This window comes from Pseudomonas sp. BCRC 81390, assembly GCF_030341915.1.
In the GTDB taxonomy this organism is placed as follows: Bacteria; Pseudomonadota; Gammaproteobacteria; order Pseudomonadales; family Pseudomonadaceae; genus Aquipseudomonas.
Window position 1 is genome coordinate 1 of the sequence record NZ_JATAAG010000010.1, and the last position, 23398, is coordinate 23398.

General features: G+C 63.0%; 21 protein-coding genes. 10 read left to right on the forward strand and 11 right to left on the reverse strand.

Translation table 11 applies throughout. From position 1 onward, the window contains the following. Window positions 1-363: 363 nt before the first annotated feature. Window positions 364-1260: a formate/nitrite transporter family protein gene (locus QSV36_RS04485; protein WP_289130218.1), complete on the forward strand. Its 897-nt coding sequence runs from the start codon at window positions 364-366 to the stop codon at window positions 1258-1260. Window positions 1261-1395: 135 nt separating this feature from the next. Beyond that, a complete protein-coding gene (locus QSV36_RS04490) occupies window positions 1396-3981 on the forward strand; it encodes a bifunctional diguanylate cyclase/phosphodiesterase (protein ID WP_289130220.1) in 2586 nt (861 codons plus the stop codon). Between the two features lie 2 nt (window positions 3982-3983). On the opposite strand, the gene QSV36_RS04495 is transcribed toward QSV36_RS04490, so the two are convergent. Both QSV36_RS04495 and QSV36_RS04500 read right to left on the reverse strand, forming a co-directional pair. Further along, window positions 3984-4313 carry a DUF2025 family protein gene (locus QSV36_RS04495; protein WP_289130222.1) on the reverse strand — a complete coding sequence of 110 codons (330 nt, stop codon included), beginning with the start codon at window positions 4311-4313 and terminating at the stop codon, window positions 3984-3986. Between the two features lie 120 nt (window positions 4314-4433). Beyond that, window positions 4434-5342 (reverse strand): LysR family transcriptional regulator, encoded by a 909-nt coding sequence (locus QSV36_RS04500; protein WP_289130224.1) that lies wholly within the window; start codon window positions 5340-5342, stop codon window positions 4434-4436. A 112-nt stretch (window positions 5343-5454) separates the two neighbouring features. Here QSV36_RS04500 and QSV36_RS04505 point away from each other — a divergent pair, with 112 nt between their 5' ends. After that, window positions 5455-6213 carry an SDR family NAD(P)-dependent oxidoreductase gene (locus QSV36_RS04505; protein WP_289130225.1) on the forward strand — a complete coding sequence of 253 codons (759 nt, stop codon included), beginning with the start codon at window positions 5455-5457 and terminating at the stop codon, window positions 6211-6213. Window positions 6214-6299: 86 nt separating this feature from the next. On the opposite strand, the gene QSV36_RS04510 is transcribed toward QSV36_RS04505, so the two are convergent. The 7 genes from QSV36_RS04510 to QSV36_RS04540 form a co-directional block, all read right to left on the reverse strand. Continuing rightward, window positions 6300-7163: an efflux RND transporter periplasmic adaptor subunit gene (locus QSV36_RS04510; protein WP_289130227.1), complete on the reverse strand. Its 864-nt coding sequence runs from the start codon at window positions 7161-7163 to the stop codon at window positions 6300-6302. A 12-nt stretch (window positions 7164-7175) separates the two neighbouring features. Next, a complete protein-coding gene (locus tag QSV36_RS04515) occupies window positions 7176-7382 on the reverse strand; it encodes a DUF1656 domain-containing protein (RefSeq protein WP_225778947.1) in 207 nt (68 codons plus the stop codon). Beyond that, window positions 7369-9357: an FUSC family protein gene (locus tag QSV36_RS04520; protein ID WP_289130229.1), complete on the reverse strand. Its 1989-nt coding sequence runs from the start codon at window positions 9355-9357 to the stop codon at window positions 7369-7371. The genes QSV36_RS04515 and QSV36_RS04520 overlap by 14 nt, the downstream gene beginning before the upstream one ends. Before the next feature lie 234 nt (window positions 9358-9591). Continuing rightward, the gene (ccoM, locus tag QSV36_RS04525; protein WP_289130230.1) at window positions 9592-9708 is read right to left on the reverse strand and encodes a cytochrome c oxidase subunit CcoM; all 117 of its coding nucleotides are present in this window, start codon (window positions 9706-9708) and stop codon (window positions 9592-9594) included. 135 nt (window positions 9709-9843) lie between these two features. Beyond that, window positions 9844-10005 carry a hypothetical protein gene (locus QSV36_RS04530; protein ID WP_289130233.1) on the reverse strand — a complete coding sequence of 54 codons (162 nt, stop codon included), beginning with the start codon at window positions 10003-10005 and terminating at the stop codon, window positions 9844-9846. 68 nt (window positions 10006-10073) lie between these two features. After that, window positions 10074-10400, reverse strand: coding sequence for an aspartate-semialdehyde dehydrogenase (locus QSV36_RS04535; protein WP_225778949.1), 327 nt, complete (start codon window positions 10398-10400; stop codon window positions 10074-10076). A 63-nt stretch (window positions 10401-10463) separates the two neighbouring features. Beyond that, window positions 10464-11159, reverse strand: coding sequence for a M949_RS01915 family surface polysaccharide biosynthesis protein (locus QSV36_RS04540; protein ID WP_289130236.1), 696 nt, complete (start codon window positions 11157-11159; stop codon window positions 10464-10466). A 175-nt stretch (window positions 11160-11334) separates the two neighbouring features. Here QSV36_RS04540 and rapA point away from each other — a divergent pair, with 175 nt between their 5' ends. Together rapA and QSV36_RS04550 are read left to right on the forward strand one after the other, a co-directional pair. Then, a complete protein-coding gene (rapA, locus tag QSV36_RS04545) occupies window positions 11335-14181 on the forward strand; it encodes an RNA polymerase-associated protein RapA (RefSeq protein ID WP_289130237.1) in 2847 nt (948 codons plus the stop codon). 241 nt (window positions 14182-14422) lie between these two features. Next, a complete protein-coding gene (locus tag QSV36_RS04550) occupies window positions 14423-16681 on the forward strand; it encodes a putative bifunctional diguanylate cyclase/phosphodiesterase (RefSeq protein WP_289130239.1) in 2259 nt (752 codons plus the stop codon). On the opposite strand, the gene QSV36_RS04555 is transcribed toward QSV36_RS04550, so the two are convergent. Together QSV36_RS04555 and QSV36_RS04560 are read right to left on the reverse strand one after the other, a co-directional pair. Then, window positions 16581-17468: an NAD(P)-dependent oxidoreductase gene (locus QSV36_RS04555; protein WP_289130243.1), complete on the reverse strand. Its 888-nt coding sequence runs from the start codon at window positions 17466-17468 to the stop codon at window positions 16581-16583. The genes QSV36_RS04550 and QSV36_RS04555 overlap by 101 nt on opposite strands. 186 nt (window positions 17469-17654) lie before the next feature. Beyond that, a complete protein-coding gene (locus QSV36_RS04560) occupies window positions 17655-17966 on the reverse strand; it encodes a DUF2288 domain-containing protein (protein WP_289130246.1) in 312 nt (103 codons plus the stop codon). 358 nt (window positions 17967-18324) lie between these two features. Between QSV36_RS04560 and QSV36_RS04565 the strand changes: the two genes are divergently transcribed. The 5 genes from QSV36_RS04565 (at window position 18325) to QSV36_RS04585 (ending at window position 23269) form a co-directional block, all read left to right on the forward strand. Further along, complete coding sequence (locus QSV36_RS04565) at window positions 18325-19440, forward strand: branched-chain amino acid ABC transporter substrate-binding protein (RefSeq protein ID WP_289130249.1); 1116 nt, start codon at window positions 18325-18327, stop codon at window positions 19438-19440. A gap of 186 nt (window positions 19441-19626) precedes the next feature. Continuing rightward, window positions 19627-20550: a high-affinity branched-chain amino acid ABC transporter permease LivH gene (gene livH, locus QSV36_RS04570; protein WP_025340356.1), complete on the forward strand. Its 924-nt coding sequence runs from the start codon at window positions 19627-19629 to the stop codon at window positions 20548-20550. After that, window positions 20547-21803, forward strand: a complete 1257-nt coding sequence (locus QSV36_RS04575) for a high-affinity branched-chain amino acid ABC transporter permease LivM (RefSeq protein ID WP_289130253.1) — start codon at window positions 20547-20549, stop codon at window positions 21801-21803. The genes livH and QSV36_RS04575 overlap by 4 nt, the downstream gene beginning before the upstream one ends. Further along, complete coding sequence (gene livG / locus QSV36_RS04580) at window positions 21800-22567, forward strand: high-affinity branched-chain amino acid ABC transporter ATP-binding protein LivG (RefSeq protein WP_170031819.1); 768 nt, start codon at window positions 21800-21802, stop codon at window positions 22565-22567. The genes QSV36_RS04575 and livG overlap by 4 nt, the downstream gene beginning before the upstream one ends. After that, window positions 22568-23269, forward strand: coding sequence for an ABC transporter ATP-binding protein (locus QSV36_RS04585; protein ID WP_013973921.1), 702 nt, complete (start codon window positions 22568-22570; stop codon window positions 23267-23269). Window positions 23270-23398 lie beyond the last annotated feature (129 nt).

The window sequence follows — 23398 nt, forward strand, 5'->3', positions numbered from 1 at the left end:
TCTTTGTGACTATCAGTCCGTACTCACAAGCACCCACACGAATTGCTTGATTCGATTTGTTAAAGAGCGTTTGGCTAAGAGCGTTTCGTCTCAACCGAGGCGCGCATTCTACGCCTTCCTCATTGGCTGTCAAGCGTTTATTTTGAAGTTTTTTACATCCGGTTTCTTTCGAAACCTTTTAACTTCAACAGCTTACCGCCTACCCCGAAGCGTTCATCGCTGCGAGGAGGCGAATAATACGCGCTTTGAAATCAGAGTCAACACCTTGATCTAAAAACTTTTTTGCAGCGTCGGCGGCATGCTGGCAACTAATGGAAGCGCCGCGAATCTGTAGAGGAACACCCCCAACGGAGCGGAGCGGCCATGAGCGATGCGCAAAGCGAGAAAACCCCGGGCCTGTCGGCGGATGAAGAGCAGGAAGTCAGCCTGAACCAACCGCCCCGCGCAGCCGTGCTGCACGAGATCATTCGTTACCAGGGCGACCAGGAACTGGAGCGTACCCTCGCAGCACTCTGGTGGTCAGCCCTCGCTGCCGGTTTGTCTATGGGGCTCTCGCTCATGGCCATGGGGCTCTTCTACGCCCGGCTTCCGCAAGATGAAAGTGCTCAGGTGGTCGCCAGTATTGGCTACAGCGCCGGCTTCCTGGCCGTGATCCTGGCACGTCAGCAACTGTTCACGGAAAACACCCTGACCGCCGTCCTGCCCGTCATGACCGCCCCTACGCTGGCCAACTTCGGGCGCCTGCTGCGGCTGTGGAGCGTGGTACTGCTTGGCAACCTGGCCGGCACCCTGCTGGTGGCCTGGGTCATGCTGGAACTGCCGATCTTCGACAGCAAGACCGACGTTGCCTTCCTCGAAGTAGGCCGCAAGGTCATGCACAACGATATCAGCCAGATGTTCGCCAAAGGCATCGTGTCGGGCTGGATGATCGCCACCATGGTCTGGATGATTCCGTCGATGGAGCACGCCAAGATCTGGATCATCCTGATGATCACCTACCTGATGGCCCTGGGCGACTTCACCCATATCGTGGTCGGCTCGGTCGAAGTGTCCTACCTGGTGTGGGCCGGCGATGAAACCTGGCGCAGTTTCTGGCTGGAGTTCGCCCTGCCGACGCTGGCCGGCAACATCATCGGTGGCAGCTTCATCTTCGGCTTGATCAGCCATGCGCAGGTGCGCAGTGACAGCGGCAAGCCGCCCTCGCGCTTGCTGAAAGGCAACCCGGCAGACCAGCGTCGCCGCAAGGACGGCCAAGCGTGAGCGCGGAAACACTCGTTCGCCCGGCCGCCGTGCATTTTTGCCGGCGGCCAGGCTGCCACGCTCAAGCTGGCCTATCCTGAATGAACCTCCTTCCTGAATGCTTGGCGGGAGGCTTCCTGAAGGAGCCGCTCGCGCATGGCCAGGACCGCCAACCTTGCACCCGCCAGCCCCACACCGCGCTTCCAGGTGCGCCACCTCATCGCCGGTTTCAGCGCCGTGTTCGGCTTGGCCTGCCTGGTCATCGTCGGCGCGCTGTTCAATATCGCCGGTACGCTTGACCAGCAGGAGCGCCAGCGCAGTGCCGTGCAGGCGAACCAAGCGTTGGAACAACGCCTTCTCGCCTCGCGCCAGTTTCTGTCCGCCTACGCGGTATGGGATGCTGCGTACGAGCACCTGGCAGGGCAGACCGACTGGAAATGGGCCTATGAAGAAAAGAACGTGGGCGAGTCGTTGTACAGCGCCAGCGGCTACGAGGGAGTATTCGTGGTGGACGACACGCGTACCACCTACGGTTTGTTCAAAGGCCAGCCTACCCAGGCAGCGGCCAGTACCTATATAGAAGAAGCGCTGCAGCCGATCATCGACCAGGCCCGTGCGGCGGCCATACCGCGTGAACAGATCAGCCGTTTCGTCCTGTTCAATGGTTGGCCGGCGGTACTCAGTGCCGCGGCAGTGCGCCCGGACCGGGAGGTCAGCGAGAACGAGGTGAGCCAGGCGCCGGTGATGCTGTTTGTCGATCAGCTCACCGAGGACAAGCTGGCACGGCTGGGTACCGGTGTCGGCCTGAACAACCTGCACGTGGAAAAGGAAGACGTGGGGGAGCACGAGCACTTGCACATCGACCTCGGCAACACCGGCTTCCACCTGTCCTGGAGCAACCCAATGCCGGGGCGCCAGTTGTTGCAGGCAGTGCTGCCGCCGCTGGCTGGTGCCTTGCTGATTCTCGGCCTGATCATGATGTACCTGTTCCGCCATGCATTGCGCAGTTCGCACGCAGTCGACCTCTCGCTCGCCCGCTTGCAGCAGAGCAACCAGGCCCTGGAGGCCAGCGAACAGCGCTTTCGCGCAGTAGCCGAGTCGGCGTCCGACTGGATCTGGGAAACGGACCGACAACAACGCCTGAGCTATCTGTCGCAACGTTTCACCAAGGTCACCGGCTACCCGGTGAGCGATTGGCTCGGCCAGCCGCTTAACCAATTGCTGGCCTGCGATACCACCCCTCTGTCGCCGTGGCTGGACAGCCTGGCCATGGCCGACCCGCAACAACTGGCCACCCTGCGCTGCACCTACCGCGACCAGAATGGCCAGAACCGCTACTGCCGGATTTCGGCCCGTGCCATCTGGCACGACGGCAAGCCCATCGGTTATCGCGGCACCGCCAGCGACATCACCGACGAAGTCGACGCCCATGCTCGCATCCAGCACCTGTCGCTGCATGACCCGCTGACCGGCCTGGCCAACCGTAACAAGCTCGCCCGGCACCTGGAGCAGGCACTGCTGCGCGGCAGCGACTCGCCGCCAATGACCTTGCTGCTGCTGGACCTCGACGACTTCAAACCGATCAACGACACCCTTGGCCATGCCGCCGGTGACGCGGTGCTGCTGGAAGTGGCCACGCGCTTGCGCGACAGCACCCGCGATGGCGACCTGGTTGCGCGGCTGGGCGGCGACGAATTCATCCTGGTGCTCAGCGGCATGGACAACCGCAGCGAGATCGACAGTTTCTGTGCGCGCCTGATCGCCCTGCTGCAGCAGCCCATCGTGTTCGACAGCCAGCCCCTGCTCGTCGGCGCCAGCATCGGCGTAGCCCAGACCCGCACCCAGGGCTTCGATGCCGGCGAGCTGATCCGCTGCGCCGATATTGCCTTGTACCAGGCCAAGGCGGACGGCAAGAATACCTGGCGCTATTTCGCTGCCGAGATGAACCAGCAGATCCAGTACCGCCGCCAGCTGGAGAACGACATGCGCCGCGCTTTGCGCAACCAGGAGTTCGTATTGCATTACCAGCCGCGCTACCGCCTCAACGACCTGCGCATCGTCGCCGTCGAAGCCTTGCTGCGCTGGCAGCACCCGCAGGAAGGGCTACTCGGGCCGGATACCTTCATCCCGCTGGCCGAACACAGTGACATCATCGTCGCGCTGGGCCGCTGGGTGCTGCGCGAAGCCTGCCGCACCGCCCTGGACTGGCCTGCCGACGTGCTGGTTTCGGTAAACCTTTCACCGGCCCAGTTCCTGCGCAGTGATGTGGTGGCGGATGTCCGCGAGATCCTGCTGGACACCGCATTCCCTGCCCAGCGCCTGGAGCTGGAAATCACCGAAAATGTGATGCTCAACGATATCGAAGGCGCGCTGGGCACCATGCTGGCACTCAAGGAACTAGGTGTGCGCCTGAACATGGACGACTTCGGCACCGGCTATTCGTCACTGGGCTACCTGCGCACCTACCCGTTCGACAGCATCAAGATCGACAAACGCTTCATCGGCGGCCTCGGCAGCGGTGGCGGCAGCGACCGCGCCGTGGTCCAGGCCATCATCAGCCTGGGCAAGGCGCTGGGGCTGACGGTGACGGCAGAAGGGGTAGAGAGCGAGCAGCAGCTCGAGATGCTGGAGAAGGACCTTTGCCATGAGGTGCAGGGTTATTATCTTAGCCGGCCACTGGACAGTGCGGGGCTCGAGGCGTTGTGGCAGCAAGCCGCCGAGCGCTCGGCCCCGTACCTGTAGCTTCAGCATGGCTGCTGCAGGCTGCGTTCGGCGACGATTTCCGGCAGATCGTGGCGGCGCATGTAGGCGCGCAGCGGCTCAGTGATGTTCAAGCGCTCATCGACGTGCTGTTCCAGCAACAACGCCAACCGTTCGCGGCACAGTGCCATGCGCTGCCCCTGCTCGGGCCGCCAGACAAACTCGCTGCACGGTGTGATGCTGGCGTCGGCCACGTCCATGCCAAACGCGTCTTCGGAAAAGCGCACGATGTGCACGCCGCGCTTGCCATTGAATCCGACAAAGCCCTTGAGCTGGTCGGCAGCGTTGCAGATGTCCTGAGAAGTGATGGCCATGACGTAACCTCGCAAAAAAACCGGAAGATACGCACGCCAGGCGGGAGGGTCGCCTCTGCGGGCAACTCATGGGCGAAAGCCTAACGCAAGCCGCGGCACGGATGCCACGCTTTTCACCGCTCAGTTGCCGCCGTCGACCTGTGAGCGCAAGACCTCACCCAGCCATTGCATGAACGCCTGGACCCGGCGCGGCACGTGCCGCTGCCGGACATACAGCAGTGACACCGGCATGGCCGGTGCCTGCCAGTCCGGCAGCACGGCGACCAACTCGCCGCGCTGCAGGTGCTCGGTCACGGCCACCGCCGGCACCTGGACCAGCCCCAGCCCGGCCAGGCAAGCAGCCGAATACGCCTCGGCATTGTTGACCGTGACCACACCGGCCATGGCCTGATAGCGCAACTCATTGCCGTGCCGGTATTCGAACCCGGTGCTGCGCCCGCCCAAGGTGCGCACATAGTGCACCAACTGGTGCCCGGCCAGGTCCTGCAAGGTGCGAGGCACACCGTAGCGAGCCAGGTAGGCTGGGCTGGCGCAATTGCACATGCTCAGCTGCCCGACCGGCCGCGCCGCTACATCCAGGTCATGCAGGGCACCAATGCGCATCACGCAATCGAAGCCTTCACGCAACAGGTCGACCTGGCGATCGGTGCAACTCAGCTCCACTTCCAGGCGTGGAAAGCGCTGCAGGAACTGCGGCAGCAGCGGGATGATGAGCCGACGGGCCATCATCGTCGGCAGGTCGATACGCAGGCGCCCGGCCAGCTCGGCATCGTCGGCCCGGAACAGGCTTTCGATCTCGTCCATGCCCGACAGCAGGTCCTTGCTGCGCTCATACAGCAAGACGCCGTCCTGGGTTGCCCGTACCCGGCGGGTGGTGCGGTTGAACAGCTGCGTACCGAGCATGCGCTCCAGCGCCCTCACCTGCTCCGACACGGTCGAACGTGGCAGCCCCAGGCTTTCTGCGGCCAAGGTAAAACTGCTGACCTCACTGACTCGCACAAAGGTGCGCAACAACTCCAGCTTGTTCACTCAGGCCTCCTGCTATCCGGTTTTACCGAACAGTATTTCCATATTTGCTGGATTTAACAGTACCCGGCTGACCAATAACCTGTCCTCATCCACCCACCATGAGGTATTCACCATGACCCGCAAGATTGCACTCATCACTGGCACCAGCCGCGGCCTCGGGCGCAATGCCGCCGAACACCTGGCCGCACGCGGTATCGATGTGATCGGCACCTACCATAGCAAGGCGGACGAAGCGCAGGAGGTGGCCGCCCGCCTGCAACAAGCCGGGGTCAAGGCAGCCATGTTGCCGCTGGACGTTGGCGACAGCGGCAGTTTCGCCGGCTTCGCCGAGCGCCTGGCAACCACCCTGCAACAGCAGTTTGGCCGCGAGCGTTTCGACTTTCTGGTGAACAATGCCGGGATCGGGCTGAACGTGCCGTATACCGAGACCAGCGAGGCGCAGTTCGACCAATTGCTGAATATCCAGTTGAAAGGGCCGTTCTTCCTTACCCAACGGCTGTTGCCGCTGTTGGTGGACAATGGCCGCATCGTCAATATATCCAGTGGCCTGGCGCGCTTCGCCCTGCCAGGGTATGCCGCCTACGCCGCGATGAAGGGCGCGATGGAAGTGTTGACCCGCTACCAGGCGAAGGAACTCGGCGCGCGCGGCATTCGGGTGAACATTTTGGCGCCGGGGGCGATCGAGACCGATTTCGGCGGCGGTGTGGTAAGGGATAACCGCCAGGTGAATGACTACATCGCTGGCAACACGGCGTTGGGGCGGGTGGGATTGCCGGATGATATCGGCGCAGCGATTGCGCTGTTGCTCGAAGACGGCAATGGCTGGATCACCGGGCAGCGGCTGGAGGTGTCGGGCGGGATGTTCCTCTGACCGGGAATTGCGGGGCCGCGTTGCGGCCCATCGCGACACAAGGCCGCTCACAGCAATACAAAACCGCTGCGCAACGGCCTTGGGACCTACTTCAGGTCCTCATGCACCTGCACACTCGCCGTCATCCCCGCACTCAGGGTCACCCCCTCCGGCACCTGGTCCAGACGAATGCGGACCGGGATGCGCTGCGCCAGCCGCACCCAGTTGAAGGTCGGCTCCACCTCCGGCAGTAACTGGCTGTCCGGGTTGCTGTTGCGGTCGGTGATGCCGCGGCTGATGCTCTCCACATGCCCTTGCATTGGCTCGCCGGCGCCCATCAGCCAGACTTTCACCGTGTCCCCCACGCGGATGCGCGGCAGCTTGGTTTCCTCGAAATAGGCCTGGATATAGAACGTCGCATCATCCACCAGCGCCATCACCGATTCCCCGGCGTTGACATAGTTGCCTTCGGCCAGCCGCAGGTTGGTGATATGCCCGCTGCGAGGTGCTCGTACCTCGCTACGCGCGAGGTTGATCCTGGCAATTTGTAACTGCGCCTCCGCCTCGTGCAATTCGCCACGCGCTATGGCCGCATTGATCTGGGCATTTTCCCGCAGCTCGGCACTGATCGCTTCCGGTCCAAGGGCGGTACGCCGCGCCGCTTCACGCTCGCGCAGGCGCAGCTGCTGGGCACGGGTTTCGGTCACGGCGCTGGCCTGGTCGAAAGCCGCCTGGAAGCGCTCGCGGTCGATGGTCATCAGCAGGTCACCTGCCTTGACCTGCTGATTGTCATGCACCTTCAGCTCGCGTACCCAGCCCGATACATCCGGGGCGATCACCACCACATCGGCGCGCACCCGGGCGTCGCGCGTCCAGGGCGTGAGCATGTAGTACTGCCACAGCTGGTAGCCGGCGAACACGGCCAGGGCCACCACACACAAGGTCACCAGAGTACGTACGGCCGCACGCATCGAAACACTCCTTTATAGAGTTCCCAGCAGTCGCACTACCAGGAACAGCACACAAACGAACAACGCCGCATCGAACAGCGCTTCATGCCAGATCCAGCGCCCCAACGGCGTGGCCTGCACCACCAGGCGCAGCACGCCGGTGAGTATCAGTGCCAGCAACACATAGACCAGGAACGGGCTGAACAACACGCCGCCGACTTCCCATTCACGCAACCCCATGGGCTTCCTCCTGCCAGTGGCACCACTTGCGCCAGCTTTTCTGCAATTGCAACACTGCTCCTTCGGCCAAGCGCAGCGGGTCGCTCGAGGGTTGCCGACGCAGGGCAGCGATGAATGCCTCGCTGGTGGCATCCAGGCTATGACCACGCCCGGGCGCCGGTCCCCTGGCCAGTACCGCTTCCAGCTGCTGCAGGTAGTCGCGCTCGGCCTGGCCCAGTGAGGCCTGGGCAACGGCCAGGCACATGCGCAGGTGCACCAGCTCATCACCGATATCCAGCCCGTGCAGGCCGTCATCCCAGCGCTTGCGCTCGCTATCGGGCAGTTCGCTGGCATGCCGCGCCAGTTGCATCAGGCGGTCGGCCATACGCCCACCAAACCAGGTGTCGGCGCCGCGCAGGTCGCGCCGGGTCAGGCGTGCCAGGTCACTCTGGGTCGCTGCGCGCAAGCGCCGGCCCAACCAGGCCGGGTGGCGAAACACCAGCAAGCGGAAGGCCATTACCGCTGCCGATACACCGACCAGCATGGCCAAGGCACTGTTGAGCAACGTGGCCACACCGAACTGCATGGCATTAAGCGGCGAAACCAGCACGATGAAGTGCAGGCAATAGGAGGTGGCGGTGGCCCCGGTGCGTGGATGCGCCATGCCCAAGGCCCCCAGAAACAGCGGCACGCCCATGCCCAGGCAGAGCATGGCGAAGCTGCTCCATTGCGGTAACAGTATCTGCCCGACCAGAAACGCCGCAGGTATCGCCAGGAAGATTCCGCGCAAGAAGCTCAGGCCGATCTGGGCGCCGTTCTCGCGGCTGGCGAACAGGCTGCACACTACACAGGTCAGCACCAACCCACCCGGTGCCGACGGCCACGCCGTGGCCAGCCAGAAGCCACTCATTACCAGAAAGGCCAGCGCGCTGCGTGAGCCGAACAGCAAGGCCAGCGACCAGTCGCGATGCACTGCCAGGCCCTGGGCCACATCCTTGGGCGCCCTGCCCGCCTCCACATCCTCCAGCGCCTGGCTGGCGGCCATGGCGTAATCCAGCAGCAAGGCCATGCGCGCCAGGCAGTAGTGCTCTGCCGAACTGATCTGTTCATCATGGGCTGCGTCCCAGATGCGCTGGCGCAGCACCAGCAGGCTGGCCGGGTCGGGCTTGCCCAGCAATGCCCGCACCTGCTCCAGCCAAGGCGCCAGGCGTCCGGCCTCGTGTTCGTCAAGTTGTCGCCATTGTCGGCGCACCGAGCGGGAAATGCGCAGCAGTACCATCAGTTTCTGGCTCAGGCCACGAATGGCGCGGGCACGCTGGCGCCCACGGCTGCCTTCGAACCAGGCGTGTTCGCGCTGGCTGTCGATGGCAACGATACGCCCCAGGCTCTCCAGCAAGCCTTTGCGTGCCTCGTCCTCACCGCCGAGCATGGCATTCGCAGCCTGCAGGCCATTCTGCCAGGCTTGGCGGGCCTGCCCGCCCAATTGCTGTTCGACGCGCATGGGCCAGAGCAATGCGCTGCTGGCGGTGGCACAGAAGATTCCCAGGCAAATTTCGGTGCAGCGTGCGACGGCCTGGTCGAACACCTGCAACGGGTGGTCAATGGCCGGCAGGGCGATGATCGCGGCGGTGTAGCCGGCCAGCACGAAGGCATAGGCCCAGGCGCTACGCAACTGGGTGGAAGCGGCGGTGCACAGAGCCAGCCACAGCGCCAGGGTAAGCAGGAACAGGCCGGGGGCCTGGGCGAACAGGCCGATGAACAGCACCGACATCAGCGTGCCGACCAAGGTTCCCGCCAGCCGCGCCAGGCCCTTCTGCACCACCATGCCCGACAGCGGTTGGGCGACGATGAAGGCGGTCATCAATGCCCAGGCTGGTTGTTCCAGGCCCCAGCGCATCGCCAGCCACAATGCCAGGCCGCCACCAAGCAGGGTCTTGATGGCGAACTTCAGGGCGAGGCTGCTGGGGGCGAACAGGGCCTGGAGAGTGATAGGCACGAGGCGGACCTTGCGGGGATGACTTGTTCAAAGATAGACAACGGGAACAAGAATAAAGCGAAACCTATTAATTAGCTAGCTAATCATCTTTATGGTTGGCTGGCCATCTGCCCTGGCCTTTTCTTGAGCCAGGCCACTCCCCACGAATCGCGCCCTGGCGGCACCTTATCGCAAGCAAAAAAATGGGCGACCGAAGTCGCCCCAAATGCCTTGCGTGCTCGTGTACCTGGAAGGTCAGCGCGGCTTGCGCTTGTGCGCGTCCTTCCAGATGAAAATGCCCAGACCGGCAAAGAATGCAAACATCAACCCGACCGTTACCACCCCGGCGATAACCACATTGTCGAAGAACATGCTGGCCTCCCCATTCGTCTGCCGTTGTCCGATGGGTGCACGTTAACCAATGTCAGGGGCGGGAAAATTGATCGGTGTCAATAATGCCCGGGGCCGGGCACGCAAGGCGGGTACAGGGTTGACCTGCGTCAAGTTTCAGCGCTTCTTCGGCTTGCCCTTGGGCTTCTTTTTCTTGCTGGTGCTCAATGGCAGGGCCTGTTCGAATGCGTTGCGCATTTCGTTCAGGCGCTTTTCCTTGAGGTCGTGGGTGCGCTTGGCGCGTTCGGCCTCGAAATCGATGAGGTTGTCCTGGCTCATGGGGTGGGCTCGACGATCAACTGAGATGTGCATGATGAAGCCAGGCGCTGACGCTGACCAGCCCCACGTCAGACTTCGATATCCACCAGCAGCCCCTGGCGTACGTGCTCGCCCATCAACGGTGCTACCGGCACGGTGTTGTCGGCGTTGACCTCGTCGCCCGGCATCGCGCTGTAGCGCTCGTCGCTGCCCTTGTGCCGGCGTTGCTGGCGGCGCTGCTCTTCGCGCAGCAGCAGCGCCTGCTCCTGCGGGTCCCGCTGGTGCTTGAGGTCGATGGCACTTTCCCCGGATGCAGGCTGCGCCGGTACCACCGGTTTGATATCGGGGGTCGGCTTGACCGGATCCTGTTGTGAAGTCACAGGAGCGGCACTGAGCGGAATGATCGGTGGCAACATGGAGGTTCTCCTATGCCTTCTGTATCGGCAGACGCAGACTTACCTTGAAAGCATGGACAACTTTCATTCGGCTTCGTCGTCAGCGTCGTCGTCGGCTGGCGGGCTGACCTCGCTCCAGGGCCGCTTGTACACCTGCTGCCAGACCGCGTCCATGTGCTCGCGCAGCACCTGCGGTGCGCCCTTGAGCGAGGCGCTGTCCGCACGTTCACCGCCGATCGGCTCTTCACCCGCCGGGGTGATCAGCGACTGGCCAGTGATGGTGTAACTGGCCTGCCCTTCGCGCATTTCGATGGCGATGTCGTGCGGGTCGATGCCGCCGCCACAGAAGGCATGGCTGGCGACCGTCACCTCGGCGACACCGTCCTTGTTCAGGTCGCTGACATCGCTGACGTCGTTGTAGAAATCCACATCCAGATCCAGGCCCGGGCAGCTGGTTTCCTGCTCGATCTGCCAGCGCGCCTTGAACGCGTCGTTTTCGGCGCTGCGCCCGTACAACGTGGCCTTGAGTACCACCTTGTCCACTTCCTGTTCGCTTTCCGGGTCGCTGGCCTGGCCATCGCTGCGGCTCAGCACCAGCAGGCCTTCACCGTCGCGGTCACGGAAATGCACGCTCTTGATCGGCGTCTGCACGCCCAGCACTTCGAGCTGCTCCATCGGGATGGCAGGCAAGGCCTTGAAGTTTTCCTGCTCGCAGGCGACCAGCAGCACCAGGCTGCCCACGGCTATCGAAGTACGCAACCAGCGGTGCTTGGCAGACATGGCGATCCGAGGCCCTCTTCAGCAACACGGTATGAGCGATGAAGCGACTAGACTGTTGCATGACCTGTAGGGGCCTGTTGCGGCATTTGCGCATCTTTCGGTGCGCTCGGCACTTTGGTCCGACCGGCCGATCCGTTAACATAATCGGCTTTTTCATCGCGGGAGTTCAGGCAGTATGGCGCAGCAGTATCAACCGGGGCAACGCTGGATCAGCGACAGCGAAGCCGAGCTCGGCCTGGGTACCATCCTGGCGCAGGATGGCCGCCTGTTGACCGTGCTCTACCCGGCCACTGGCGACACCCGCCAGTATTCCCTGCGCAATGCGCCGCTGACCCGCGTACGCTTCTCGCCCGGTGACCAGATCACCCACTTCGAAGGCTGGAAGCTGACCGTGCGCGAGGTCGAGGACATCGACGGGCTGATGGTCTACCACGGCCTGGACGGGCAGAACCAGCCGCGCACCCTGCCGGAAACCCAACTGTCGAACTTCATCCAGTTCCGCCTGGCCAGCGACCGCCTGTTCGCCGGGCAAATCGACCCGCTGTCGTGGTTCAGCCTGCGCTACAACACCCTGCAGCACACCAGCAAGCAGATGCAATCGGCGCTGTGGGGCCTGGGCGGCTGCCGCGCCCAGCCCATCGCCCACCAGTTGCACATCGCCCGCGAAGTGGCCGACCGCAGTGCGCCGCGCGTGCTGCTGGCCGACGAAGTGGGCCTGGGCAAGACCATCGAGGCCGGCCTGGTGATCCACCGCCAGTTGCTGTCGGGCCGCGCCAGCCGCGTGCTGATCCTGGTGCCGGAAAACCTCCAGCACCAGTGGCTGGTGGAAATGCGCCGTCGCTTCAACCTGCAGGTAGCGCTGTTCGACGCCGAGCGTTTCATCGAAAGCGATGCCAGCAACCCGTTCGAAGATGCCCAACTGGCGCTGGTGGCCCTGGAGTGGCTGGTCGACGACGAAAAGGCCCAGGACGCGCTGTTCGCCGCCGGCTGGGACCTGATGGTGGTCGACGAAGCCCACCACCTGGTCTGGCACGAAGACCAGGTGAGTGCCGAGTACGGCCTGGTCGAACAACTGGCGCAGGTGATCCCGGGCGTTCTGCTGCTCACTGCCACCCCCGAACAGCTCGGCCAGGACAGTCACTTCGCCCGCCTGCGCCTGCTCGACCCCAACCGGTTCCATGACCTGGCGGCCTTCCGCGCCGAGAGTGAACATTATCGCCCGGTGGCTGAAGCCGTTCAGGAACTGCTCGACGAAGGCCGCCTGTCGCCCAAGGCACACGCCACCATCCAGGGCTTCCTCGGCGCCGAGGGCGAAGCCCTGCTGGCCGCCGTCAGCGACGGCGATACCCAGGTCAGCGCACGCCTGATCCGCGAGCTGCTCGACCGCCACGGCACCGGCCGTGTGCTGTTCCGCAACACCCGTGCGGCGATTCAGGGCTTCCCGGAACGTCAGTTGCACCCTTACCCGCTGGCCACGCCCGAACAGTACCGCGAGCTGCCAGCCGGCGAGCATGCCGAGTTGTACCCGGAAGTCGCCTTCCAGGCCCAGGGCGAGGTGGCCGACGACGAGCGCTGGTGGCGTTTCGACCCACGCGTCGATTGGCTGATCGACACCCTGAAGATGCTCAAGCGCACCAAGGTGCTGGTGATCTGCGCCCATGCCGAGACCGCGATGGACCTGGAAGACGCCTTGCGCGTGCGCTCCGGCATCCCGGCTTCGGTGTTCCATGAGGGCATGAGCATCCTCGAACGCGACCGGGCCGCCGCCTACTTTGCCGACGAAGAGTTCGGCGCCCAGGTACTGATCTGCTCCGAGATTGGCAGTGAAGGCCGCAACTTCCAGTTCGCCCATCACCTGGTGATGTTCGACTTGCCAGCGCATCCGGACTTGCTGGAACAGCGCATCGGCCGCCTCGACCGTATCGGCCAGAAGCACACCATCCAGTTGCATGTCCCTTACCTGCAAGGCAGCCCACAGGAACGCCTGTTCCAGTGGTACCACGAAGGCCTCAACGCCTTCCTCAATACCTGCCCGACCGGCAACGCCCTGCAGCACCAGTTCGGCCCACGCCTGCTGCCGCTGTTAGAAAGCGGCGAAAGCAAGGCCTGGGATGCGCTGGTGGCCGATGCCCGCAGCGAGCGCGAACGCCTGGAAGCCGAATTGCACACTGGCCGTGACCGCCTGCTGGAGCTGAACTCCGGCGGTGGCGGTGAAGGCCAGGCACTGGTCGAGGCCATTCTCGAACAGGATGACCAGTTCGCCCTGCCAATCTACATGGAAACCCTGTTCGACGCGTTCGGCATCGACAGCGAAGACCATTCCGAGAACGCCCTGATCCTCAAGCCGAGCGAGAAAATGCTCGACGCCAGCTTCCCGCTGGGTGACGACGAAGGCGTGACGATTACCTACGACCGTGGCCAGGCGCTGTCACGCGAGGACATGCAGTTCCTCACCTGGGAACACCCCATGGTGCAAGGCGGCATGGACCTGGTGCTATCCGGCTCGATGGGCAACACCGCCGTGGCGCTGATCAAGAACAAGGCGCTCAAGCCGGGTACCGTGCTGCTTGAACTGCTGTTCGTCAGTGAGGTGGTGGCGCCGCGCAGCCTGCAACTGGGCCGTTACCTGCCCCCGGCTGCTCTGCGTTGCCTGCTCGATGCCAATGGCAACGACCTGGCTTCCCGCGTGGCCTTCGAAACCCTCAACGACCAGCTCGAAAGCGTACCGCGCGCCAGCGCCAACAAGTTCGTCCAGGCCCAGCGCGACGTGCTGGCCAAGCGGATCAGCAGTGGCGAGGCCAAAGTCCTGCCGGCCCATGTCGAGCGCGTGGCCGAAGCCCAGCGCCGCCTGGCGGCGGAGGCCGACGAAGAACTGGCGCGCCTGGTCGCGCTGCAAGCGGTGAACCCGAGCGTGCGCGACAGCGAGATCGAGGCGCTGCGCAAGCAGCGTGAAGAGGGCCTGGCGATGCTGGAAAAAGCGGCCCTGCGCCTGGAAGCCATCCGCGTGCTGGTGGCTGGCTAGGCAGGTCGGAGCGCACTGAATGGCCCCGACGAAGCCGGTGCCATTCAGTGCGGCTATCGCCCCACTGGGACCCGTGCCGCAGGCCGATGCACATATATTCCCCATCGCGATCAGGTTGATAACCAAATCGTTAGAAGCAAAGTGCCATTAGTCAGGAAGGCTTAAATACCTCTTCCTATACTGCCTCTGGACAGTCTGCACAGGTTGGCAGACGCCTGGAAACTCGATCTAGAGGCACCCAATGGAATGGCTGGGGCTGCAATTGTTCGTCGACCTGCCGGCAACCGGGCGTATCGTCATCGACTGTCGGCATGAGTCGGCCCTGGTCCTGCTCGCCTACCTTGTCGCTGGGGCGGCCTGCTTCGCCACTCTGGACATGGCCGAGCGCCAGTCCCACAGCGAAAACTCCACCTCCCGTCGACGATGGACCATGCTTGGCGCCTGCTGCCTGGCAGGTGGCATCTGGGCCATGCACTTCATCAGCATGCTTGCCTTCCGGGCCCCGCTGGAAGTGCATTACGACGTTTCCCTGACCATCCTGTCATTGCTGATTGCCCTGGCTGTCGCCTGGCTGGCCATGCACAGCCTGGGTCGCCAGCAGATGCATGCACACCATCTCCTGCAAGGCGCAGTGCTGATCGGCCTGGGCATCGTCCTCATGCACTTCGTCGGCATGGCCGCCCTGGAAACCGGCGCGCGCCAGTACTACCAGACCGGCCTGCTCCTCGTCGCGGCCAGCATTGCCGTGCTCACCAGCCTGGCAGCATTGTGCCTGGCCCGCTATTTCCGCCACGGCAATGGCGCCCTGCACCAGGCCATGAAGTACGGCGCCAGCCTGCTGATGGCCGCTGGCATCGTCGCCACCCACTTTACCGCGATGTCGGCCATGACCCTGGTCATCCCGGCCGACACGGCCCTGCGCCTGCCTTCCGGCGACAACAGCCTGCAACTGGGGCTGGGCATCGGCTTCATTACCCTGTTGATCAGCGCTGCCAGTGTCAGCGCCGCGCTGGCCGACAAGAAACTGCAAAGCAAGGAGCACGATCTGCGCCGGGTCAACGTGCTGCTCAGCCAGTTGGACCAGGCCCGCGCATCGCTGCAGCAAGCCGCGCACTATGACGCCCTGACCAACCTGGTCAACCGCCGCGGTTTCAACCAGGTGTTCGCCGAGCGCCTGGCCGAACACCAGGCCACTCAAGGCAGCCTGGCGGTGATGTTCCTCGACATCGACCATTTCAAACGTATCAACGACAGCCTTGGCCACCACGCCGGCGACCAGCTGCTTCAGGCCATCGCCAACCATATCAGGGCTGCCACCCGCAGCCACGACCTGGTCGCACGCTTTGGCGGCGATGAGTTCTGTGTGGTGACCAGCCTCAATAACCGCGACGAAGCCCGTCACCTGGCCCAGCGCATCATGCTGCGGATGAAGGCGCCCATCGAGCTGGGGGGCAGACGCCTGGTCATGACCACCAGCATTGGTATCAGCATCTTTCCGGATGACGGCACCAGCGCCGAGGAACTGCTCAAGCATGCCGACCTGGCGCTGTACCAGTCCAAGGGCAGCGGGCGCAACAGCGTGAACTTCTTCAACGACACCCTGAAAACCCGCGCCTCCCTGGCGTTGCAACTGGAAGAAGAACTGCGCCTGGCCCTGCTTGAAGAGCGCGGGCTATGCGTGCACTACCAGCCGATCTTCGACCTGCGCAGCGGGCAAGTCGCCAAACTGGAAGCCCTGGTACGCTGGCAGCATCCGCAGCACGGCCTGCTCGGGCCTGAACGCTTCGTCGGCATTGCCGAAGCCAACAGCCTGATCATCGACCTTGACCTGTGGGTACTGCGCCACGCCTGTGCCGAACTGGCCGGCCTGCAGCAGCGGGGCCGCAGCAACCTCAGGGTCACGGTCAATTGTTCGGCCGTCACGCTCAGTCATGACGAGCTGCCCAACGAGGTGGAAAAGGCCTTGCTCCAGGCCGGGCTCGCACCTTGCCAACTGGAACTGGAGGTGACCGAAAACGCCCTGATGGGCGATATCCAGCGCACGGTCAGCCTGCTCAAGCGGGTGCGCGACCTGGGTGTGGCCCTGTCGATCGATGACTTCGGCACCGGTTACTCCTCGCTGGCCTATCTCAAGCGCCTGCCGCTTGACGTGCTGAAGATCGATCGCAGCTTCCTGCAGGATGTACCGGGTAGCCAGAAGGACTGCGAAATCGTGCAAGCGATCATCGTCATGGCGCATACCCTGCACTTGCAGGTGGTCAGCGAAGGCGTGGAGACCGGCGAACAGGCCAGGTTTCTCGAAACCCACGGCTGCGACTACCTGCAAGGCTACCTGCTGGGTCGCCCCGCGCCGCTGGCCGAACTGCAGTTGCTGCGGCTGCCGCAGCAGAGCGGTGTGCTCAGCCCTTGCTGCGGTACAGTTCTACCAGAGTCGCCGGGTCTTTTTGCAGGTACCCCTGGCTTGCGTGCAAGCGCATCAGTTGTGCAGCGAGGCCGCTGAGCGGCGTAGCCGAACCTTGCTCGCGGGAGAACCTGACCGCGCCATCGAGATCCTTGAGCAGCGTACGCACGTGCCATTTGATCGGCTCGAAGCGGCTCTCGGCCATCTGTGGCGCGAGGATCTGCAGCGGCCGGGAATCGGCAAAGCCACCCGCCAGCGCTTCGGCGATCAGTGTCGCATCCACCCCCGACTGTTCGGCCAATGCCACTACTTCGGCGATGACCAGGGCATTGCAGGCCACGATCATCTGGTTGCAGGCCTTGGTTACCTGGCCTGCCCCCACCGCGCCCATGTGCGTCACGCGCTGGCCCAGTACCTGTAGCACCGGGCGCGCGCGCTCCAGGTCCGCCGCCGCGCCACCGACCATGATCGCCAAGGTACCGGCTTCGGCACCAGGTGTGCCGCCAGATACTGGCGCATCCAGCCACGCCATGCCGCTCAACGCCGCCAGCTCGGCGGCCATCTCCCGCGTAGCAGTGGGTTCCAGGCTGGAGAAATCGACCAGCAACTGGCCGCTGCGCCCACCCTGGGCAATGCCTTGTTCGCCGAACACTACCTCGCGCACGACAGCGGTGTCGGCCAGGCACAGCAACACCATGTCGCTGTTGCGGCACAGTTCGGCAGGGCTGCTGGCCAGGTGCGCGCCAGCGGCGACCAGCGCGACGCACTTGTCCGGGCTGCGGTTCCACACCGTCAGCGGGTAGCCTGCGGCGAGCAGGCGCCGGCACATGGGCAGGCCCATCAGGCCGATCCCGGCGAACCCAAGCGAAGGTAGTTCAGTGCTCATCAATCACTCCTGGCTAGTTCGAAGATCATCCAGGCTGCACGGTTGCGCTTCGCCTGGCAGACCGGTGGGCATTACGCATCCCGTAAACTGTTACCGCCACGCCGAATTGTTACTTACCTCTACCCGCCCTGAGCGCCCTCGAGCACCATAACGGAGCTGCTGCGCATTTTTGCGCACCAAAATCGATCATGCGTCGGCCGGACGCTTCACCTGGATCACGATGAACGGTGAAACCACCACCGCCCAGATCTCTGGATCGCGGCTTTGCAGGTCCTGAGCCTGCTCGGCAGTCACCGGGCCGACAGTGCCATCACTACGCCACTTGGCGAAGATCTCGCTGCGATTCTCGGCCATCGCCTCGGCAACAGTGATCAGGTCCAGGCCTGGATCGACCCAAATCAGGTCACCCTTGGCCCAGAAACGCTCCAGTGCTTTCCACTCGATGATTGCCGTCTCGCCAAGCAGTTTGGCATAGAGGGTGCTTGTGTGATCAGTCATGGGCGGTTTCCGCAAAAGTCGGTCGATAAAAAGGCCGGCATTTTTGCAGAAAAACCCGGTTTCAAATATGTAATTTGGTCGATTGACCCCGAATTTATGGGGCGGGGTCGTAGATACAGGCAGATTGATGGCGCCTTTTTGTATCTTTATGTCGATCAAGCGACAACCCAGGAAACAGGCACTTTTCGAACGCTTTTCAAGCGCTTGGACAGCGCTCTACACTGTACCGGTACAGTTCCGGGACATGTTCCGGGGGAAGGTGGGCTTGCGCGTTGGCATGGCCACGCCGCAAATCCCGCCCGGTCTGTAGCCCTGGCCGCCAGGACTATAAGAATTACAACAGAATGAGTGGAGCACTATGATCAAGATTTCCAAGCTGTTCGCCGCAATGGTTCTGGCCGGGGTAGCCAGCCATTCGTTTGCCGCCGATACCATCAAGATCGGGATCGCAGGCCCCAAGACCGGCCCTGTGACCCAGTACGGCGACATGCAGTTCATCGGCGCCAAGCAAGCCATCAAGGATATCAACGCCAAGGGCGGCGTCGATGGCAAGATGCTCGAAGCCAAGGAATACGACGACGCCTGCGACCCTAAACAGGCCGTGGCAGTCGCCAACAAAGTGGTCAACGACGGCGTCAAGTTCGTCATCGGCCACCTGTGCTCCAGCTCCACCCAGCCTGCGTCCGACATCTACGAAGACGAAGGCGTGATCATGATTACCCCTGCCGCCACCTCGCCGGAAATCACCGCCCGTGGCTACAAGCTGATCTTCCGTACCATCGGCCTGGACAGCGCCCAGGGCCCGGCCGCCGGCAACTACATCGCCGACCACGTCAAGCCGAAAGTGGTTGCGGTACTGCACGACAAACAGCAGTACGGTGAAGGCATCGCCACTGCGGTCAAGCAGACCCTGGAGAAGAAAGGCACCAAGGTTGCCGTGTTCGAAGGCCTGAACGCCGGTGACAAGGACTTCTCCTCGATCATCCAGAAGCTCAAGCAGAACAACGTCGATTTCGTCTACTACGGCGGCTACCACCCGGAGCTGGGCCTGATCCTGCGCCAGGCACAGGAAAAAGGCCTGAAGGCCAAGTTCATGGGCCCGGAAGGCGTGGGTAACGACTCCATCTCGCAGATCGCCCAGAACGCCTCCGAAGGCCTGCTGGTGACCCTGCCGAAGTCGTTCGACGCCGACCCTGAGAACAAGGCCATCGTCGATGCCATCAAGGCTGACGGCAAGGACCCGAGCGGCCCGTTCGTGTTCCCGGCCTACTCGGCTGTGGAGCTGATCGCCCAGGGTATCAAGCAAGCCAAGTCCGAAGACGCCGAGAAAGTGGCAGAGGCCATCCACGCCGGTTCCTTCAAGACCCCGACCGGTACCCTGTCGTTCGACGACAAAGGCGACCTGAAAGACTTCAAGTTCGTGGTTTACGAATGGCACTTCGGCAAGCCGAAGACCGAAGTCTCCCCTCAGTAACTGCGTGACTAATAGCTGACCGTAGAAGCCCACTGTGCGAGCAGTGGGCTTTGTTTTACGAGGTTCATGGGCCTGATCCCCGCGATCCGGGGGCGGGTTCACCTGAAAATCTTAAAACCGTCACCCGCGGTTTCCTGGCGGTACCCCTGCCAGCGAAATGCAAATCAGGTTTTTAGGAGCGCTGTAATGCCTGAGATCTACCATTTCTTCCAACAACTGGTTAATGGATTGACCATCGGCAGCACCTATGCCTTGATCGCCATCGGCTACACCATGGTGTACGGCATCATTGGCATGATCAACTTCGCCCATGGCGAGGTGTACATGATCGGTTCCTACGTGGCCTTCATCGCCCTGGCGGGCCTGGCCATGATGGGTATCCATTCGCTGCCGATCCTGATGACCGTCGCCTTCGTCGCGACGATCTTCGTTACCAGCGCCTATGGCTACAGCATCGAACGGGTTGCCTACCGCCCCCTGCGCAACAGCAACCGCCTGATCCCGCTGATTTCCGCCATCGGCATGTCGATCTTCCTGCAGAACACCGTCTTGCTGTCGCAGGACTCCAAGGACAAGTCCATCCCCAACCTGATTCCCGGAAGCTTCTCGTTCGGGCCAGGCGGTGCTGAAGAAGTCCTGATCAGCTACATGCAGATCCTGGTGTTCGTGGTCACCCTGGTGGCCATGACCTGCCTCACCCTGTTCATCTCCCGTTCCCGCCTGGGCCGCGCCTGCCGCGCCTGTGCCGAGGACATCAAGATGGCCAACCTGCTGGGCATCAACACCAACAACATCATCGCCCTCACCTTCGTCATCGGTGCCGCCCTGGCGGCGGTGGCGGCCGTGCTGCTGAGCATGCAGTACGGGGTGATCAACCCCAACGCCGGTTTCCTGGTGGGCCTGAAGGCCTTCACCGCGGCGGTGCTGGGTGGCATCGGCAGCATCCCGGGCGCCATGCTCGGCGGGCTGGTGCTGGGCGTAGCCGAAGCGTTCGGTGCCGATATCTTCGGCGACCAGTACAAGGACGTGGTGGCATTCGGCTTGTTGGTTCTTGTCCTGCTATTCCGGCCGACCGGCATCCTGGGCCGCCCGGAGGTTGAAAAAGTATGAACAGAAATCTCAAACAGGCGTTCTTCAGCGCCTTGCTGGTCTGGGCCGTGGCCTTCCCGGTGCTGGGCCTGAAACTGAGCATCGACGGCATCAGCCTGGCGGTGCACAGCCAGGGTTCGTTCACCATCAGTATCATCGCCGTGTGTTCGGTGTTGATGTTCCTGCGCGTGCTGTTCGACAAGCAGTGGAGCGCGGTGATGGGCCGCCGTTCGGATCGCAAGCTGATCCCGCCGGCCGTCAGCAACTACCTGACCCTGCCGAAGACCCAGCGCTACGTCATCCTGGGCCTGATCGTCGCAGCGCTGGTGTGGCCGTTCTTCGGTTCGCGCGGTGCGGTCGACATTGCCACGCTGATCCTGATCTACGTGTTGCTGGGCCTGGGCCTGAACATCGTGGTCGGCCTGGCGGGCCTGCTCGACCTCGGCTACGTCGGCTTCTACGCCGTTGGCGCCTACAGCTACGCGATGCTCTCGCACTACCTGGGCTGGAGCTTCTGGGTGTGCCTGCCGATCGCCGGCCTGATGGCCGCCACCTTCGGCTTCCTGCTCGGCTTCCCGGTGCTGCGCCTGCGCGGTGACTACCTGGCGATCGTGACCCTCGGCTTTGGCGAGATCATCCGCCTGTTCCTGCGTAACCTCACCGACTGGACCGGCGGCCCCAACGGCATCAGCAACATCCCCAAGCCAGAGTTCTTCGGCCTGACCTTCGAACGCCGCGCCGCCGAGGGCATGCAGACCTTCCATGAGTTCTTCGGGCTGGAATACAACTCGATCAACAAGGTCATCTTCCTCTACCTGGTGGCCCTGCTGCTGGCCCTGCTGGCACTGTTCGTGATCAACCGCCTGCTGCGCATGCCGATCGGCCGCGCCTGGGAAGCCCTGCGCGAAGACGAGATCGCCTGCCGTGCGTTGGGCCTGAACCCGACCGTGATCAAGCTTTCGGCGTTCACCCTGGGTGCCTGCTTCGCCGGTTTCGCCGGCAGCTTCTTCGCCGCGCGCCAAGGCCTGGTGACGCCGGAGTCGTTCACCTTCATCGAGTCGGCGATCATCCTCGCCATCGTCGTGCTCGGCGGCATGGGTTCACAGCTGGGCGTGATTCTCGCGGCCATCGTGATGATCCTGCTGCCAGAGCTGATGCGTGAGTTCAGCGAATACCGGATGCTGATGTTCGGTGCGCTGATGGTGTTGATGATGATCTGGCGTCCGCAAGGCTTGCTGCCTATGCAACGACCCCACATGGAGCTGCATCGATGAGCCGTGAAATTCTGCAAGTCAGCGGCCTGAGCATGCGCTTCGGCGGCTTGTTGGCGGTCAATGGCGTGGGCCTGACCGTCAAGGAAAAACAGGTGGTGGCACTGATCGGCCCGAACGGCGCCGGCAAGACCACGGTGTTCAACTGCCTGACCGGCTTCTACAAGCCCAGCGGCGGCACCATCCTGCTCGATGGCCAGCCGATCCAGGGCCTGGCCGGCCACCAGATTGCCCGCAAGGGCGTGGTACGGACTTTCCAGAACGTGCGCCTGTTCAAGGAAATGACCGCACTGGAAAACCTGCTGATCGCCCAGCACCGCCACCTGAACACCAACTTCTTCGCCGGCCTGTTCAAGACCCCGAGCTTCCGCCGCAGCGAGAAGGAGGCCATGGAACGCGCGCAGTACTGGCTGGAAAAGGTCGCCCTGACCGAGTTCGCCAACCGCACCGCCGGCACCCTCGCCTACGGCCAGCAACGCCGCCTGGAAATCGCCCGCTGCATGATGACCCAGCCGCGCATCATCATGCTCGACGAACCGGCAGCGGGCCTGAACCCGAAGGAAACCGAAGACCTCAAGGCGCTGATCGCCTACCTGCGTGAGTCGCACAACGTCACCGTGCTGCTGATCGAGCACGACATGAAGCTGGTGATGAGCATTTCCGACCATATCGTGGTGATCAACCAGGGCACGCCCCTGGCCCACGGCACGCCGGAGGAGATCCGCGACAACCCTGATGTGATCAAAGCCTACCTGGGGGAAGCGTAAATGCTGAAGTTCGAGAACGTTTCCACCTTCTACGGCAAGATCCAGGCGCTGCACAGCGTCAACGTGGAAATCAACCAGGGCGAGATCGTCACCCTGATCGGTGCCAACGGTGCTGGCAAGTCGACCCTGCTGATGACCCTGTGCGGCTCGCCGCAGGCGCACAGCGGCAGCATCAAGTACCTGGGCGAAGAGCTGGTCGGCCAGCCATCCTCGCACATCATGCGCAAGAGCATCGCGGTAGTGCCGGAAGGCCGCCGCGTGTTCTCCCGCCTGACCGTCGAGGAAAACCTGGCGATGGGCGGCTTCTTCACCGACAAGGGCGATTACCAGGAACAACTGGACAAGGTGCTGCAGCTGTTTCCGCGCCTGAAGGAGCGTTATATCCAGCGTGGCGGCACCATGTCCGGTGGTGAGCAGCAGATGCTCGCCATTGGCCGGGCGCTGATGAGCAAGCCCAAGCTGCTGCTGCTCGACGAGCCGTCGCTGGGCCTGGCGCCAATCATCATCCAGCAGATCTTCGACATCATCGAACAGCTGCGCCGCGATGGCGTGACCGTGTTCCTGGTGGAGCAGAACGCCAACCAGGCATTGAAGATCGCCGACCGGGCGTACGTGCTGGAAAACGGCCGGGTGGTGATGCAGGGGACAGGGGAAGCGCTGCTGACCGACCCGAAAGTGCGCGACGCGTACCTGGGGGGTTGATCGGAAAAAGGGCCTTCGGGCCCTTTTTTCTGCCTGTTGGAACTGTATCGACTGATCCGGCGACAGGGCCAGTACCGGCAACCATTAACTTGAGATCCGCCGCCAGCCTGCGTAACGTGGCCAGCTTTC